The sequence below is a fragment of the Acinetobacter sp. LUNF3 genome, from assembly GCF_022699605.1.
Taxonomy (GTDB): Bacteria; Pseudomonadota; Gammaproteobacteria; order Pseudomonadales; family Moraxellaceae; genus Acinetobacter; species Acinetobacter johnsonii.
The window spans coordinates 849238-863505 of sequence record NZ_CP093968.1; the positions used below are offsets into that span (position 1 = coordinate 849238).

General features: G+C 41.4%; 16 protein-coding genes and 1 pseudogene. 10 read left to right on the plus strand and 7 right to left on the minus strand.

Going from position 1 to position 14268, the window contains the following annotated elements:
* Nucleotides 1-170 precede the first annotated feature (170 nt).
* Nucleotides 171-944: an NAD(+) diphosphatase gene (gene nudC / locus MN200_RS04065; RefSeq protein ID WP_242760105.1), complete on the plus strand. Its 774-nt coding sequence runs from the start codon at nt 171-173 to the stop codon at nt 942-944.
* A gap of 159 nt (nt 945-1103) precedes the next feature.
* Here the strand turns inward: nudC and MN200_RS04070 are convergent, their stop codons facing one another.
* The 3 genes from MN200_RS04070 to MN200_RS04080 all read right to left on the minus strand — a co-directional run bounded on the left by MN200_RS04070 (nt 1104) and on the right by MN200_RS04080 (nt 1912).
* Entirely contained in the window at nt 1104-1301 is a 198-nt protein-coding gene (locus MN200_RS04070; RefSeq protein WP_242760106.1) for a hypothetical protein, read from the minus strand.
* A gap of 65 nt (nt 1302-1366) precedes the next feature.
* Nucleotides 1367-1594 (minus strand): hypothetical protein, encoded by a 228-nt coding sequence (locus MN200_RS04075; RefSeq protein ID WP_004682274.1) that lies wholly within the window; start codon nt 1592-1594, stop codon nt 1367-1369.
* A gap of 102 nt (nt 1595-1696) precedes the next feature.
* The gene (locus MN200_RS04080) at nt 1697-1912 is read right to left on the minus strand and encodes a cold-shock protein (RefSeq protein WP_004799092.1); all 216 of its coding nucleotides are present in this window, start codon (nt 1910-1912) and stop codon (nt 1697-1699) included.
* Nucleotides 1913-2392: 480 nt separating this feature from the next.
* Between MN200_RS04080 and MN200_RS04085 the strand changes: the two genes are divergently transcribed.
* The 8 genes from MN200_RS04085 (at nt 2393) to MN200_RS04120 (ending at nt 10559) form a co-directional block, all read left to right on the plus strand.
* A complete protein-coding gene (locus MN200_RS04085) occupies nt 2393-2941 on the plus strand; it encodes a lipocalin family protein (protein WP_125274874.1) in 549 nt (182 codons plus the stop codon).
* 134 nt (nt 2942-3075) lie between these two features.
* Nucleotides 3076-4062 carry an acyl-CoA desaturase gene (locus MN200_RS04090; RefSeq protein WP_242760107.1) on the plus strand — a complete coding sequence of 329 codons (987 nt, stop codon included), beginning with the start codon at nt 3076-3078 and terminating at the stop codon, nt 4060-4062.
* The gene (locus MN200_RS04095; RefSeq protein ID WP_125274876.1) at nt 4059-5342 is read left to right on the plus strand and encodes an FAD-dependent oxidoreductase; all 1284 of its coding nucleotides are present in this window, start codon (nt 4059-4061) and stop codon (nt 5340-5342) included. Before MN200_RS04090 ends, MN200_RS04095 begins: the two co-directional genes overlap by 4 nt.
* Before the next feature lie 9 nt (nt 5343-5351).
* Nucleotides 5352-6140, plus strand: coding sequence for a DUF1365 domain-containing protein (locus MN200_RS04100; RefSeq protein WP_242760506.1), 789 nt, complete (start codon nt 5352-5354; stop codon nt 6138-6140).
* The gene (locus MN200_RS04105) at nt 6137-7339 is read left to right on the plus strand and encodes a cyclopropane-fatty-acyl-phospholipid synthase family protein (RefSeq protein ID WP_242760109.1); all 1203 of its coding nucleotides are present in this window, start codon (nt 6137-6139) and stop codon (nt 7337-7339) included. The genes MN200_RS04100 and MN200_RS04105 overlap by 4 nt, the downstream gene beginning before the upstream one ends.
* 24 nt (nt 7340-7363) lie before the next feature.
* Nucleotides 7364-8143 carry a DUF1295 domain-containing protein gene (locus MN200_RS04110; protein ID WP_242760111.1) on the plus strand — a complete coding sequence of 260 codons (780 nt, stop codon included), beginning with the start codon at nt 7364-7366 and terminating at the stop codon, nt 8141-8143.
* Nucleotides 8144-8151: 8 nt separating this feature from the next.
* Complete coding sequence (locus tag MN200_RS04115) at nt 8152-9201, plus strand: class I SAM-dependent methyltransferase (protein ID WP_242760113.1); 1050 nt, start codon at nt 8152-8154, stop codon at nt 9199-9201.
* A 35-nt stretch (nt 9202-9236) separates the two neighbouring features.
* On the plus strand, nt 9237-10559 hold the full coding sequence (locus tag MN200_RS04120) for a HAMP domain-containing sensor histidine kinase (protein WP_035326925.1): 1323 nt from the start codon (nt 9237-9239) through the stop codon (nt 10557-10559).
* A 17-nt stretch (nt 10560-10576) separates the two neighbouring features.
* On the opposite strand, the gene MN200_RS04125 is transcribed toward MN200_RS04120, so the two are convergent.
* Genes MN200_RS04125 through MN200_RS04135 form a run of 3 tightly spaced genes read right to left on the minus strand, consistent with a single transcriptional unit; the run spans nt 10577 to nt 12323 of the window.
* Nucleotides 10577-11263, minus strand: coding sequence for a response regulator transcription factor (locus MN200_RS04125; protein WP_242760114.1), 687 nt, complete (start codon nt 11261-11263; stop codon nt 10577-10579).
* Nucleotides 11264-11274: 11 nt separating this feature from the next.
* The gene (locus MN200_RS04130; protein ID WP_125274883.1) at nt 11275-11775 is read right to left on the minus strand and encodes a chalcone isomerase family protein; all 501 of its coding nucleotides are present in this window, start codon (nt 11773-11775) and stop codon (nt 11275-11277) included.
* Complete coding sequence (locus tag MN200_RS04135; protein WP_205668141.1) at nt 11751-12323, minus strand: nuclear transport factor 2 family protein; 573 nt, start codon at nt 12321-12323, stop codon at nt 11751-11753. Before MN200_RS04135 ends, MN200_RS04130 begins: the two co-directional genes overlap by 25 nt.
* 168 nt (nt 12324-12491) lie before the next feature.
* Here MN200_RS04135 and MN200_RS04140 point away from each other — a divergent pair.
* Nucleotides 12492-13256 (plus strand): annotated as a pseudogene (locus tag MN200_RS04140) (IS5 family transposase).
* A 44-nt stretch (nt 13257-13300) separates the two neighbouring features.
* On the opposite strand, the gene MN200_RS04145 reads toward MN200_RS04140, so the two are convergent.
* Nucleotides 13301-14182, minus strand: coding sequence for a LysR family transcriptional regulator (locus tag MN200_RS04145; RefSeq protein WP_125281436.1), 882 nt, complete (start codon nt 14180-14182; stop codon nt 13301-13303).
* Nucleotides 14183-14268: the final 86 nt, after the last annotated feature.

Sequence of the window (14268 nt, forward strand, 5' to 3'; positions counted from 1 at the left end):
GCATAGTCGGTGTGAAAATTATGTGATTTTAATCAAAAAGATACAAATTATTGTGTTTGTAATTCAGGCAGCTTTCGCCTAGTATCTGGCTAGAAGTTACTCCATGTAAGCTTCCTTAGTTTTGTCCCATACATCCTCTGTGTGGGATTTTTTTTAATCAAGGAATTGTCATGAGCATACATTCAAAAGCGTATATTTTTAGACAGCAACAATTACTGGTGGATGAGCATTTCCAGTTGCCGCATGTAGAACGACTGCAGCATGACCTGAACCTGTTGGAAAATGGCCAAGTCATTGCACGGGATCTAAAAGAAAATGAATCAGTACCCGAAGGTTATCAACTGGTCCCGATCCGGCAACTGGTGCAGGTCTGGAGCAGGCCGCAGTTTGAACAGGCCAGCCGTGCTGTGCAGTTACTGGAGTGGCGTCGTAACCACCGCTTTTGCAGTAAATGCGGTCACGCCACCCAGCAGCATGCCAGCCAGTACGCTATGGTCTGTCTCTCTTGCGGTTATAACCAGTATCCACGGGTGAATCCTTGTGTGATTACTATCATCACCCGCGGCGAAGATGAAATTCTGTTGGCAAAAAATGCCCGCAATAAAACCCAGATGTATAGCCTAATTGCTGGATTTGTTGAAGTGGGCGAAACCTTGGAGGAGGCAGTACGCCGCGAGACGCTGGAAGAAGTTGGGCTGCAGATCAAGAATATTCAATATCTGGCTAGTCAGCCTTGGCCGTTTCCTAGCAACCTGATGATGGCTTTCAGGGCAGAGTATCACTCGGGGGAGATTCAGATTCAGGAAGATGAGCTGAGCGATGCGCAATTTTTTAAATTTGATCAGTTACCCGAGATTCCGTTCAAGGGCAGTATCGCCTATACCATGATTCAGCATGTGATACATGGAACGCCTGTTGCAGATGACAGCAAAGAGTGGCTTTGAAATTTTGAACAAAATATAGTGCGCATTCTCGCTCTTTTAAGGGCGAGTTAAGCGACTAGAAATTTAAAATTATTATATGAGTTATAAATAATATAAAGCGATAATATATAAATTTTTTTATATTATCATCTTTGTTTTAGCTGTGAGTAGTTCATCGACTTAAATAATTTTGAAAATTTTTCCGCTTGAAGTACTTTGGAAAAACATTTCAAAACTGGGCCGAATATCTTCACCATCCACGGTAATATATTTGACATGGGAACAAGACTGGCTAGAACTAAAATGGCGCTCAACCGTGGCCTGAATAGAATATTTGATACCAAATTGGTCTTTCACATTTAGATTTTGTTTAAACATTAGTTCACCTTTAACAAGATTATGGCAGAGCGACTATTCAATTAATTAAGCAATATAGTATTTTTTTAAATCACTTTATGATTTAGCTTAAATAATTGATTTAAAGACGTATAAAATGTACGACCATCTAAATTTAAATCTACCTCAATTCCAGATTCCAGCAGAACTCTTTTACCCACTTCAATTTCTTTAAAACCTTGACGTGTATTCTGCATTTTATTTAAGGGAATTAAAGAAACGATAATTTCAGTACCATTTTTAGATTTTGCAATTAATTCATTAACTTTTAACAATTTATATCCTGTTTTTATGATTTTTTCCAATATGGAACAACAACTTTTTCTTTAAAATTAAAAAAGCACTGAATAGTGCTTTTTCAACTCGTATTTTAGTGCTTATATAGCAACAATATTGACCGCATTCGGTCCTTTTTGACCTTGAGCAATACTAAATTCAACCTGTTGGCCTTCGAATAAGGTTTTAAAACCTGAGTTGGCAATTTCACTGAAGTGAGCAAAAACGTCTGGGCCAGATTCTTGTTGAATAAAACCAAAACCTTTAGTTTCATTGAACCACTTAACAGTACCTTTAACAACATTTGAGTTTGACATAATAAATCCTACTGATTTTTTAATAATTTTAGTCATTTTATTGACTGCATATAACTTTGAAAATAATAAAGAATGAAACTTAAAATCTGAAAAAACGAAGAATTATGAATAAAACGACGATACTTAAGAGAGATTTAATGCAACAAGACTTTTTTCTAGTTGAGTTAACTATACCTTAAAAATAAAATTAATCAAGTTTTTTTATATGTATATTTAATTACCTTATAAAAGACATCTGAATCTGGAAAGAGTCTGTTGATCTGGTTGACTTTTTTTAACAAGTCTATTGACAGCACTGATACATTCAAACAGAAAAAACTAATTTACCGCTTAAAAATGGGATCCAATAAAAATGATTTTACCTATTTTTTCAGGCTATAAAATTGAAATTTTGCCTACATTCGTCCTGCATTTAATCTTCACATTTTGTTCACATCGACTTGGGTTATCTTAATCTTGGAAATCAAATAAGGCTTAAAAATGAAAATGCTATTCAAGTCACTTTTTGCCGCTACAGCGCTGGTCACCATTAGCTTAAGTATGACCACCCGAGCAGAAACGGTGAGGCCGCAGGCAGTAAATCAAGTGGATATTCAGAAGTATGCAGGTAAATGGTATGAAATTGCCCATTTACCGATGTATTTTCAGCGTAAATGTGTATCGAATATCACGGCACAATATAGTGTCAATGCCGATCAAACTATCAGGGTATTGAATAGCTGCCGAATTGCCAATGGCGAGATAATTAGCTCTGAAGGTGTTGCGTATTCGCAAAATCAGGGGAACAGCAAACTGAAGGTCAGCTTTTTGCCTAAAGGTTTAAGATGGATACCCTTTACTAAAGGTCGTTACTGGGTATTACGAGTAGACCCGGAATATAAAGTGGCACTGGTGGGTGGCCCAAGTAATAAATACCTATGGATTTTGTCACGTGAACCGCAACTAGATGAAGCAACTTATCAGTCATATATAGACACTGCGAAAGATTATGGCTATGACGTGACAAAACTTATCAAATTGCCTCATTAATCTGCTAACCTTTTGCCGAACTGATAAATCTCTCAACAGTTCGGTTTTTTTATTTACTTCACATAAAATTCATACCTGACTGATTACACTCATCAAATAGAATAAATACAATCGCTCGAAATTAGGATGAGTCCATGTTGAAAACTCTGATGCGATGGATAGACAGCTGGTTCACACCCACAGCGCCCGAAACACTGACGGCTGAAAACAGCAAGATTCAGTGGCAGCGGATTTTACCCTTTATTCTGTTGCATCTGGCTTGTCTAGCAGTGTTCTGGGTGGGAGTGTCGTGGTTTGCAGTGGGCTTTATGTTGCTGTTCTACCTGATTCGTATGTTTTCCATTACGGCTTTTTTTCATCGCTATTTATCGCATAAAACCTTTCAGACCTCGCGTCCAGTGCAGTTCCTATTTGTATTACTAGGCACCATGAGTGCACAGCGTGGCCCCTTATGGTGGGCAGCCCATCATCGTTATCACCACCGCTATACAGATTCTTCACAAGACCCGCATTCATCTACCCACGGTTTTTGGTATAGCCATGTTGGTTGGTTTCTGAATGAATATAATTTTGCTACACGTAAAGAAGTCATCAAGGACTGGCTGAAATATCCAGAGCTGATCTGGCTAGACCGTTTCAGTTTGATTGTTGTGCTGCTGACTGCCGGCGGGATTTATGTGCTAGGAGAATGGCTGGCAATAGCTTGGCCGCAACTGGGGACTTCCGGGTTGCAATTACTGGTCTGGGGATTTGTGGTGTCTACTGTATTGCTGATTCATGCGACCTTATGTATCAATTCACTGGCGCATCATTACGGTAGCCGTGATTTTGACACTGATGATCAAAGCCGTAACAATTTATTCTTGTCAATCATTACCTTGGGTGAAGGCTGGCACAACAATCACCATTATTATGCAGGCAGTACCCGACAGGGCTTTTACTGGTGGCAGATTGATGTGACTTATTACCTCTTAAAAATCATGTCTTGGTTCGGGATAGTCTGGGACTTAAAGCCAATTCCAGCAAGGGTCTATGAAGTCAGTAAAATTGCAAAAGCTCGCAAACAGAGAAAAGCAGCCAAAACAGGCGCTCCTACTATTCATTCGAAGGAATCACCATGAAAATTGCGATTATTGGTTCAGGTATTTCCGGTTTGTATGCGGCTTGGAAATTAGGTAAAGTGCATGACGTTACCGTCTTTGAAAAGAATAACTACTTTGGCGGCCACACCGATACCCATCAGTTGAATATAGATGGCGAACAGGTCGCGGTGGACAGTGGCTTTATTGTATTTAATGAGCATAACTATCCACTGTTCTGTGCAATGCTCAAAGAACTCGGGATTCAATCGCAAAGCAGTGACATGGGCTTTTCGGTGAACAATCAGGTCACTGGCTTGCAGTACAATCCTTCAAAAAAATTCTCGCTGTTGTTCCGACCACAAAACTTCTTTAACGCTGATTTTCGCGTGATGTTGTCGGATCTGTTCCGTTTCTATGCGGCGAATAAAAATATTGATATTGAACAGGTCGATGCACAGCTCAGTATTGATGCATATCTCAATCGACATGACTATTCCGAAGCCTTTCGTCAGGAACATCTCTATCCGATGTGCGGGGCACTATGGTCCTGTCCAGTAGAGCAAGCTGGACAGATTCCGTATAAATTTGTGGTGAGCTTTTTTCAGCACCATCGTATGTTGCAGCTGAAAGAGCGACCTTCGTGGCTTACGGTCAAGGGTGGATCAGCGCGTTATGTTCGTGCCATTCAGGCCCAATCGAATATGACTTTCCACAAGACGGGGGTGCTTCATGTATCCCGTAGTGCCAATGATGTAGTGATTGAAACTGAACAGGGCAGTGAACGTTTTGACTGGGTCATTTTTGCCAGCCATGCTGATGATAGTTTGAATTTACTTACAGACCCGTCAACGCAAGAGCGGGAAGTACTTGGCAAGTTTCGTTATCAGGATAACCATATGGTGGTGCATTCCGATACTCATATCATGCCCAAATCCAGACGCCAATGGGCCAGCTGGCATGTACATGTGACACCTAGTCGTGCAACCGAATCAACTCCATTACAGCATAGTGGCATGCATTATGGTTTCAGTTACTGGATGAACCAGTTGCAAAACCTGAATTGTAAAACCCAAATCTTTGCCACACTCAATCCTAACTTTAACCTCGATCCGAAAAAAATATGGGTAGAACGATATTACCGTCATCCAGTATTTGATGCTGCCGCAATTGAGGCACAACAACGTTGGGCTGAGGTTAATGGTCAGAACCGGACGTCATACTGTGGTGCCTACTGGGGCTGGGGCTTTCATGAAGATGGCGCACGTAGTGCTTCATGGGTTGTAAATCAGTTGCTGCAACACACTGAGCAAGCGGCTTAGGAGCGCATGATGCAGATGTATCCACTGGCGATTGCCTCTGCCGAAATTAGGCATCGCCGTTACCTGCCCAAAGCCCATGCTTTTGAGACCCAGCTAACCTATCTATGGTTTGATCCGGATCAACTGGCAAATTTTACCCAAAAATCTTGGTTCTGGTCTTCTAGTCGCTGGAATTTATTGACCTTGGATGAACGTGACTTTCTGAACATGGAATATGGCTCGATTCGGCAGAAAGTTGCACGGTTACTGATCAAGCACGAAAACTATCATTTACCACATGCTGCATCTATTCGTGTACTGGCTTTACCACGCACACTGGGTTTTCGTTTTAATTCTGTGGTGTTTTATCTAGTCTTTAATGCCACCGATCAACTGATTTTTATACTGAGTGAAATCACCAATACACCGTGGAATGAACGTCAGGTGTACATTCACGATTGTCGGCACAATGTAACTAAACATACGCCTTACCAGAGCCACCAGTTTGACTTTAAAAAGGCCTTTCATGTGTCACCATTCATGCCGATGTCACTGGATTATCGTTGGCGTTTTAGCTTTTCAGAACAGCAAAATGTGATTCACATGCAGCTGTTTGAACAAGAAATATTGCAATTTGATGCCACGATGAAATTTAAGCTGCAAGCCATCACACTTCCTTCACAGCAACATCGATATGCTGTATTAAAAGTTCTTGAGCCCTTTAGGATGGTGAGCGGAATTTATCTGCATGCCTTTCGTTTATGGAAAAAGAAAATTCCGTTTTACCGCCATCCTAAAAAAGAAAAAGGAAAGACATGACTATGAAAACACTGTTAATGGGAGAGCATACCGAACTGCCCGTGGTGCTGCGCCACCTGTTGAAATTACGCCATGGTCAGCTGATTTTTAAAGGCCTCTGGAACGGGACAGTTGGTGAAAACAGTGATCTGCAGGCGGTGATACAGGTGCATGATACCCGTCTGATGGATTTGCTGTTCCGTAATGGTGTATTGGGGGCAGCAGAAGGCTTTATTCGTGGTTACTGGAGCAGTGAAGATCTGGTCAACGTAATTCGTATTCTAGCACGTAATCGTGATGTGCTTGATCGAATGAATCAAAATGTAGTGGCAAAAGCTAGCCAGTTGGTACTCAAGGCTTGGTATAAATCCCGCAAAAACTCAATTGATGGTAGTCGTCAGAATATTGCTGAGCATTATGACTTGAGCAATGATTTTTTTAAATTGTTCTTAGATTCCAGCATGATGTATTCCAGTGCGGTGTTTAAAGAACCCTGTATGAGCTTGGAACAAGCTTCAGATTATAAAAAAGAACTGATCTGCCAAAAACTTCAATTGCAACCGATGGACCATTTGGTTGAAATTGGCAGCGGCTGGGGCGGCTTTGCCATTTATGCGGCTCAGCATTATGGCTGTAAGGTGACCACCATTACCATTTCCAAAGCTCAGTACGATGAAGCACTCGCCCGAGTTGCTGAAGCAGGGCTGTCTCATCGGGTGTCTGTACAGCTTCAGGACTACCGTTTACTCGAGGGTAAATACGACAAATTGGTGTCCATTGAAATGATTGAAGCAGTGGGTGAGCAATATTTACCAACTTATTTCCGAAAATGCCGCGAGCTCCTTAAGCCGAATGGTCTAGCCTTGATACAGGCGATTACCATTGAAGATGCACGCTATGTTAAAGCTTTAAATACGGTGGATTACATTAAGCGTTATATTTTCCCCGGTAGTTTTATTCCATGTATCAGTGTGATGACGCAAACGGCTTCTGAGCAAAAACTTCGTCTCAAACATCTGGAAGATATTGGTCAAAGCTATGCACAAACCCTGAAGTGTTGGCGCCAGCGTTTTCTGGAGCAACGTGATCAGGTGTCGCAACTTGGTTTTGATGAGCGCTTTATCCGCATGTGGGATTTTTATCTGTGTTATTGCGAAGGTGGTTTTAGGGAAGGTGTGATCAGTGATGTTCATTTGCTGTTTGAAGCCAGTGCTTACTAAGCAGAAATAAAACAGGAGGGCGACATGCTGCTAGATTTATTTTTGCTCAATGTCTTTATCATGCTCTGTAGCTGGGTGTTGGTGACCTATAACCGCAGAGCAGGGCTGGTCGATGTCGCCTGGAGTTTCAGTATTGCGCTCAATGTGATTATTGCCGCTTGGGCGATTCACAGTGCACCACTGTTGGTTCGGTTATTTCTGGGACTGGCGAGTGGGATCTGGTTTTCACGGCTGACTTGGCATCTGTTACGGCGCTATTCCAATGAAACCCAAGAAGACACGCGTTATGCCAACATGCGCCGAGCGATGGGGGATTATCAGCATCTTGGTTTTCTGGTGTTTTTTATATTTCAGGCAGGTTTGGCGCTACTGTTTTCCTACCCAATGCTGAAGTTATTAAGTATCTCGACCGAGCAATGGAATGACTGGACTTTGGTCACTGTGATTGTGGCTGGCATGATCATGCTATCGGCTTTGATAGGCGAAAGCACTGCCGATCAGCAACTTTACCGTTTTAAGCTAGATCCACAGAATCAAGGTAAAACCATGGATCAGGGCTTGTGGAAATACTCGCGCCATCCGAATTATTTTTTTGAATGGCTGCATTGGTTTGCCTATCCAGTGCTCGGTCTGGCAGTCGGATGCTATGAATTATGGATTTATCCGCTGCTGATGTGGCTATTCCTGTACTACCTTACGGGTATTCCTTTTAGTGAAAAACAGGCGCTCACCCACCGTGGTGACAACTATAAAGACTATCAACGACGAACTTCAATGTTTATTCCGTGGCCACCCAAAGAGTAGGTAAATACATGGACTTTATGATTCAAAAAACCTTAGAACTGATCGAAAATGGCAAGGTGCCAGACCCAGTGATTCGTGCTGGTATTAAAATCTTGAGCAAAAAACGTTTGGCACAAGAAGGTCGGTTTGACCCCGCATTGGCAGCGCAGCGCTATATGGATGTGCTGACCATGCTGAAAAACAGCGAAATTGCCATTGAGACAGACAAAGCCAATGAGCAGCACTATGAACTGCCGACCGCATTTTTTCAGGCAGTCCTCGGTAAGCGCCTGAAATATAGTGCGAGTCTCTTTGAACATGCCGATACGACGCTAGATCAAGCCGAAGAGGCCGCTCTTGCCTGCTATTGCCAGCGAGCGCAACTGAAAGACGGGCAGGATATTTTGGAAATTGGCTGTGGCTGGGGTTCTTTAAGTCTGTATATGGCCGAGCATTATCCAACGGCCCGTATTACAGTCGTGTCAAATTCTTCAACGCAGCGTGAGCATATTCAGGAACAAGCCCGTTTAAAAAAACTGGATAACTTTAATGTGATCACTTGTGATGTCAATGTGTTGCAACTTGAACCTGCGTCATTTGACCGTGTAGTTTCGGTGGAGATGTTTGAGCATGTACGCAACTATCAAAAACTGTTTGAAAATATCAGTATTTGGCTCAAACCAGATGGTTTACTGTGGTGTCATATTTTCTGTCATCGTTTCTTGCATTATCCGTTTGAAGTCAAAAATGAGTTTGACTGGATGTCGCAATATTTCTTTAGTGGTGGTTTGATGCCAGCAGCCTCAACTTTCCTACATTTTCAGCAGCATTTACAGCTAGAACAGCACTGGCAATGGGCGGGTACGCAGTATGAACGTACCGCAAATGCTTGGCTAGAAAATATGGATGCTAAACAGGCCGAGCTAAAGCCCTTATTTGAAAAAACTTATGGCGCGGATGCCGCAATCTGGTGGCAGCGCTGGCGGATTTTCTTTATGGCCTGTGCCGAGCTATTTGGTTATGACCATGGACGCGAGTGGGTCATTGGCCACTTTCTGTTAAAGAAGAAAGCCGTATAATTGAACAATGGGATTGGCCAGCGGGGAATGCATCAATGTTAAAGCTGTTTAGGGACAAACGTGATCATCCTCTGGGTGAGGTGTTTAACCGCTACTACTGGCTGCAAATCGGATTCATTGCCTTGTCTGTGGTGATTGGGATTGGCTTCAGTGCCTGGGTGATTAAAGGTTCTTTGCTCAGAACGGCGCTAGAACAGGAAATGTCACACTACTGGCAGCGATTAGAACGTAATCCTGCTGCAGAATTGCCCGATACCAAAAACCTGTATGGTTACCGCTGGAACACTGTGCCACCCTCCCAATTTAAGAATATGTCACTTGAGCAAGGGGTGAATCGGCATTTTGTCGATGGTAAGGAACGCATGACCGTTTATGGCGAAAAAGATGGGCAGCATGTCCTGTTAGTCTTTGGCGAAAGCAATGTCAATAAACTGGTCTGGCTGTTTGGTCTGGCACCACTGATGGTCAGCTTGTTTGTACTTTATAGTATGTTATGGTGGTGGAACCGTCGTGCCCGGCGCTATTTTTCTCCCATTACAAGGCTTGCCAACGCACTGGAACATATTGATTGGGAAGATTATAAAAATCAGGCTTCACCATTTCATGACATACGGACTGATTCAAATCTGGAAGCGGAATATCTGAAGCAGGCGCTAGAAAAATATCATCAGGTATTAAGCGAGTTTATTCAGCGTGAACGTGAATTTACTGGTGATGTCAGTCATGAGCTTCGCACACCACTGACCATTCTAAAAGGCAATGTGCAGTTGTGTCAGGCACGCTATGGGGACAATAAATCATTTACTCGCTTGAACAACACCATTGAAGACATGCAACTATTAGTTGACACACTACTGGCTATCGCCCGCAATACCACCAATACTTTAACCGCTGAATCGACTATGCTTTCAGAATGTCTGGAGAATCTAGTTCAGGATCTGGATAGTGTTAGCCATAACAAAGGTATGCGGATAAATTTTCAAAAAGATCTAAACGAACAGCCACGTAAACTTTACCCGTCGATGACCAAAATGGTATTTGGCAATATTTTGCGGAATGCACTGAATTATTCACAAGGCACAGAAATTGATGTCATTTTGCAAAAAAATACAGTATTGATTGCAGATAATGGTGTCGGCATTCCTTTACCGAATAACTCAAAGGTGCAAGAACTGTCGGGGCAGCAATTGCAATTAGAGATCAAAGGTCATGGCATTGGACTGCAATTGGTACAGAAGTTGTGCAAGCAGCTTGGCTGGCGAGTGGAATTGTTTGATCGGCAGTATTATCTCAATACCCATCAGGATGTTGATCTGGCGATGACGACTGGACTGATTGTCGTCGTGTATTTAAATTAAGGCTTGGCTTCTAGAGCTTAAGGTTCTAAAGTGATCTTTAACCCTACACCAGATATGGTGTGAATTAGTTTTTGCTCAAAAGGCTTATCGACCATTTTGCGTAAATTATAGATATGACTGCGCAGAGCATCACTTTCTGGCTCTTCGTCACCCCAAAGCTGCATCATAATTTCCTGTTTGGTCAGTACTTTAGGAGAATGACGCATCAATAGCTTCAAAAGTTTAAACTGAATCGGAGGCAATTCAATGTTCTGCCCAGCTCGAGTTAGCTGCTGTGTTGCTGGGTCCAAAATTAGGTCATGAATTTGCAGACGACTGCTAGATACTTCACCCAGAGAACGTTTGATCAGAGCCTTGACCCGAACCACCAGCTCGTTAAAGTCAAAAGGCTTGACCAGATAATCATCCGTGCCGGAATTGAAGCCTTTGAGTTTATCATCCAAGGTATCCCGAGCGGTAAGCATTAAGACAGGTAAGTCCAACCCCTCTTCATTGCGTAACCACTCGCACAATTCATAACCAGAACCATCAGGCAAATTAATGTCTAGTAGCAAGATATGGTAGCGTTGCTGTTTCAGTAATTGTCTAGCAGCACTCAGATTGCGGGCATGATCGACCACAAAGCCATGTTCTTCCAGAAACTCGCATAGAGTAGAGGCCAGTTCATAATGGTCTTCAACCATCAGGATAAAATGTTTCGACATAGCGGCAGATACTAATTTAATAATTGCTGTTTTAATTTAGCACTAAATGGCTGGGGACCCAGCCATATATTAAAATATTGTTGTGCCAGAGGATGTTTAAGCTGCCCTAAACTTTGCTGGTTCAAGGATAAGCTCAGGGTCTGTGTAGCATGGTTGTATTTTAAACGGTACAGGTCGCCTGATCTGACCGGACGATACAAATCGGTGATAGGGTTGAATAGAGCATGTATTTTTGCGTCTTTAACATTACGTTTCAGTAAATGTGTGGCCGCACGCTTAAATGCCCATTGCGGAATATTCTGTGTATAGGAAAAGTCCATCTGTATATTTTGTTTTTCCCAGGACTGGCTACAGTTTTGTGCAAAATAACTGGCCATACCGACCTGTTTTTTACCCACCATCAGCGGACCATTACCGCATTGATTCAGGCTTTGTGCCTGTGCCCATGGACAGAAGCTACATCCCATCACTAACGCCGTGCTGATCGCTATTTTTTGAAAGGCAGTAGCCATGAGTAGACCCCTCCAACATAAGGCAGGGAACGGTACAGGCCATTCGCAGGGTCCCAGAAATCCTGCTGGAAAACAATCTTGTTGTTTTCGTTGATCTTGATTTCACTGATACCGTAAGAGTCCATACTGCGGGTCGTGCCGAACATTTTAAAATCATAGGTCATATGCCAGTGCACATAGGCAGAGTCCTGATGATAAGAAGCGTTTAGCAGCTTGACGCTGACCTTGCTGACCCGTTTGTTCATGCCTTGAAAGTGCTCCAGCAGATTTTGACGGGATGAAAATTGCGATAGGGTATCGTTAATAAACAGCTGGTCGGCATACAGTGCTCCGGCTTTTTCAACGAATTTAGGTGTGCCCAAGGTATTAAATGCCGAAGTGAAGCGGAGGCCGATATCCTGAGCTTTAGCCTGATCCAGCGCTATCCCCTGAATACCGTTTCTGGATTGGGCGTAATCGGCTGAATAACTCGGAATACTTTTACATCCGGCTAACAATAGAAGCGGCAAGGATAAGGCTGTAGCAATTAGTGTTTTTACAAGTCTCATCATCAGTGTCCGTATGAAGTGTATGTTTATACCTTAGGCAGCACAGCGTGAACAGAATGTGAAATAGACGTTATAGATGAGTAATTGAATAGGGTCTGTTGACATTTTCTGTTCAAAAAAATAGCGAGAAAGTAAAATTTAATCGCCAAACCAAATTTACTTCTCGCTATGCCCCGTACAATGCTGAATGATCAACACTGGTCTAAGTTACTTTCTATTTTCCGAAATTTTGATATCTATTTCAAATCTAATTTGAGAAATTTTGTCGAAGCAATACTTTATAGAATAAGAACAGGCTGCCCATGGCGTGATTTGCCTAAAGAATTTGGTTCGTACAATTCAATCTTTAAAAAATATAGTCGTTGGTGTAAAAATGACAAGTTAATGAAAATATTTAAATTAATTTCTTCAAATGCTGATATGGAATGGGTTTTTATTGATGGTAGTCATGTTCGGGCACACCAACATTCTGCTGGAATAAAAGATCAGGATATCTCTAAAAGCATTGGTGGAAATAGTTCTAAAATACACTTAGCTGTTGATGCGGATGGCAATCCAATCGAAATTATTATCTCCGATGGAACGATTCATGATGTCAAGATTGCTCCTAAAATGATTGAAAAACTTGATTTGAGTTAAACGGAAGTATGTTGTGCAGACAAAGGATATGACTCTGAATCATTAAGAGAACAAATATCTGCGAAAAAAACTAAAGCGAATATTCCAAGAAAATCAAATACTCAGTCAAATAATGATCATATGGATTTGTATTTATATAAAATCAGACACTTAGTTGAGAATGCATTTTGTAGGTTAAAGCAGTTCAGAGGAATAGCAACACGATATGATAAGCTAAAGTGTAGCTATGAGGGGGCAGTTGCATTAGCTTGTATATTTATTTGGCTACCTTTATCGGGTAAATTCTATACTTGAAATGTCAACAGACCCTAGAATTTTTCAAATCAAAGATTAAATGTTTAACTTTTTTCCTCGGCCATTAACCAATCAATGATATTCATAACATCACGATTTTCGTTATTTTTTCTGACCATTGCATAAAAATTATAGTCACAATAGATAAAACCAAAAGGGGCAATGATCTTTCCATTTAACATTTCTTTTTCTACTAGAATTTGAGGTGCTATGGCAATTCCTAACCCAGACACGGCAGCCTCTATCATTAAATTCAGACTATCAAAATAACGGTCATTCGCTTTTGGGGAAAAGCTTATTTGAAACTGATCAAACCATGTATGCCATGCACTTTTATTTGAGTGGGTATGAAGTAATGGATAGTTTAAAAGATCATTTACGGAATGAAGAAGATTTATTTCACGATTACAAATAGGACCCATGTTATCGGGAAATAACAGATATTTATTCAAAAAGTTGGGAGGTAGATGATGCTCACTGACGCTATTGATAAATATGTCAACTTTCTCTTTTTCTAACAATTTTAAATCATTACATGTCATTAATTTGATATGGATATTGGGATAAATGACTTCGAGCTTTTCTAATCGAGGAATCAGCCAATTTGCCATAAAACTATGAGAAGCGCCTATGACAACTTCTACTTCAGATGTCTTATTAGTTAACTCAAAGACGCATTGTTCTAAACGATTAAAAAGTTGCGTACAAACGAGCGACAATTCTTCGGCATCCGCCGTCAGAGAGATGGTCGAGGAATGTCGAATAAACAATTTTTTATCCAACCATTCTTCTAACTGCTTTATTTGATGGCTAATCGCACTATGGGTTACACATAATTCTTCGGCAGCTAAGCTGAAACTTTTATTTCTGGCGACAGCTTCGAAAGCTTTTAAAGCATTAAGCGGAGGTAATGTTCTGCGTTTCATGTTGTAAAATTTTCTAACACCATAACCTCAAAATATATCAATTATCAGAAAAATGAAAATATTTTAAGATCGAACGAGTTTTGATA

What these genes read in the sequence shown, in the direction of transcription:
- MN200_RS04095 (WP_125274876.1), top strand. Translation starts at nt 4,059, where the DNA reads ATGAAAATTGCGATTATTGGTTCAGGTATTTCCGGTTTGTATGCGGCT.
- MN200_RS04145 (WP_125281436.1), bottom strand. Translation starts at nt 14,182, where the DNA reads ATGAAACGCAGAACATTACCTCCGCTTAATGCTTTAAAAGCTTTCGAA.
- MN200_RS04125 (WP_242760114.1), bottom strand. Translation starts at nt 11,263, where the DNA reads ATGTCGAAACATTTTATCCTGATGGTTGAAGACCATTATGAACTGGCC.
- MN200_RS04090 (WP_242760107.1), top strand. Translation starts at nt 3,076, where the DNA reads ATGTTGAAAACTCTGATGCGATGGATAGACAGCTGGTTCACACCCACA.
- MN200_RS04100 (WP_242760506.1), top strand. Translation starts at nt 5,352, where the DNA reads ATGCAGATGTATCCACTGGCGATTGCCTCTGCCGAAATTAGGCATCGC.
- MN200_RS04115 (WP_242760113.1), top strand. Translation starts at nt 8,152, where the DNA reads ATGGACTTTATGATTCAAAAAACCTTAGAACTGATCGAAAATGGCAAG.
- MN200_RS04130 (WP_125274883.1), bottom strand. Translation starts at nt 11,775, where the DNA reads ATGGCTACTGCCTTTCAAAAAATAGCGATCAGCACGGCGTTAGTGATG.
- MN200_RS04135 (WP_205668141.1), bottom strand. Translation starts at nt 12,323, where the DNA reads ATGAGACTTGTAAAAACACTAATTGCTACAGCCTTATCCTTGCCGCTT.
- MN200_RS04085 (WP_125274874.1), top strand. Translation starts at nt 2,393, where the DNA reads ATGAAAATGCTATTCAAGTCACTTTTTGCCGCTACAGCGCTGGTCACC.
- MN200_RS04105 (WP_242760109.1), top strand. Translation starts at nt 6,137, where the DNA reads ATGACTATGAAAACACTGTTAATGGGAGAGCATACCGAACTGCCCGTG.
- MN200_RS04070 (WP_242760106.1), bottom strand. Translation starts at nt 1,301, where the DNA reads ATGTTTAAACAAAATCTAAATGTGAAAGACCAATTTGGTATCAAATAT.
- MN200_RS04080 (WP_004799092.1), bottom strand. Translation starts at nt 1,912, where the DNA reads ATGTCAAACTCAAATGTTGTTAAAGGTACTGTTAAGTGGTTCAATGAA.
- MN200_RS04120 (WP_035326925.1), top strand. Translation starts at nt 9,237, where the DNA reads ATGTTAAAGCTGTTTAGGGACAAACGTGATCATCCTCTGGGTGAGGTG.
- MN200_RS04110 (WP_242760111.1), top strand. Translation starts at nt 7,364, where the DNA reads ATGCTGCTAGATTTATTTTTGCTCAATGTCTTTATCATGCTCTGTAGC.
- nudC (WP_242760105.1), top strand. Translation starts at nt 171, where the DNA reads ATGAGCATACATTCAAAAGCGTATATTTTTAGACAGCAACAATTACTG.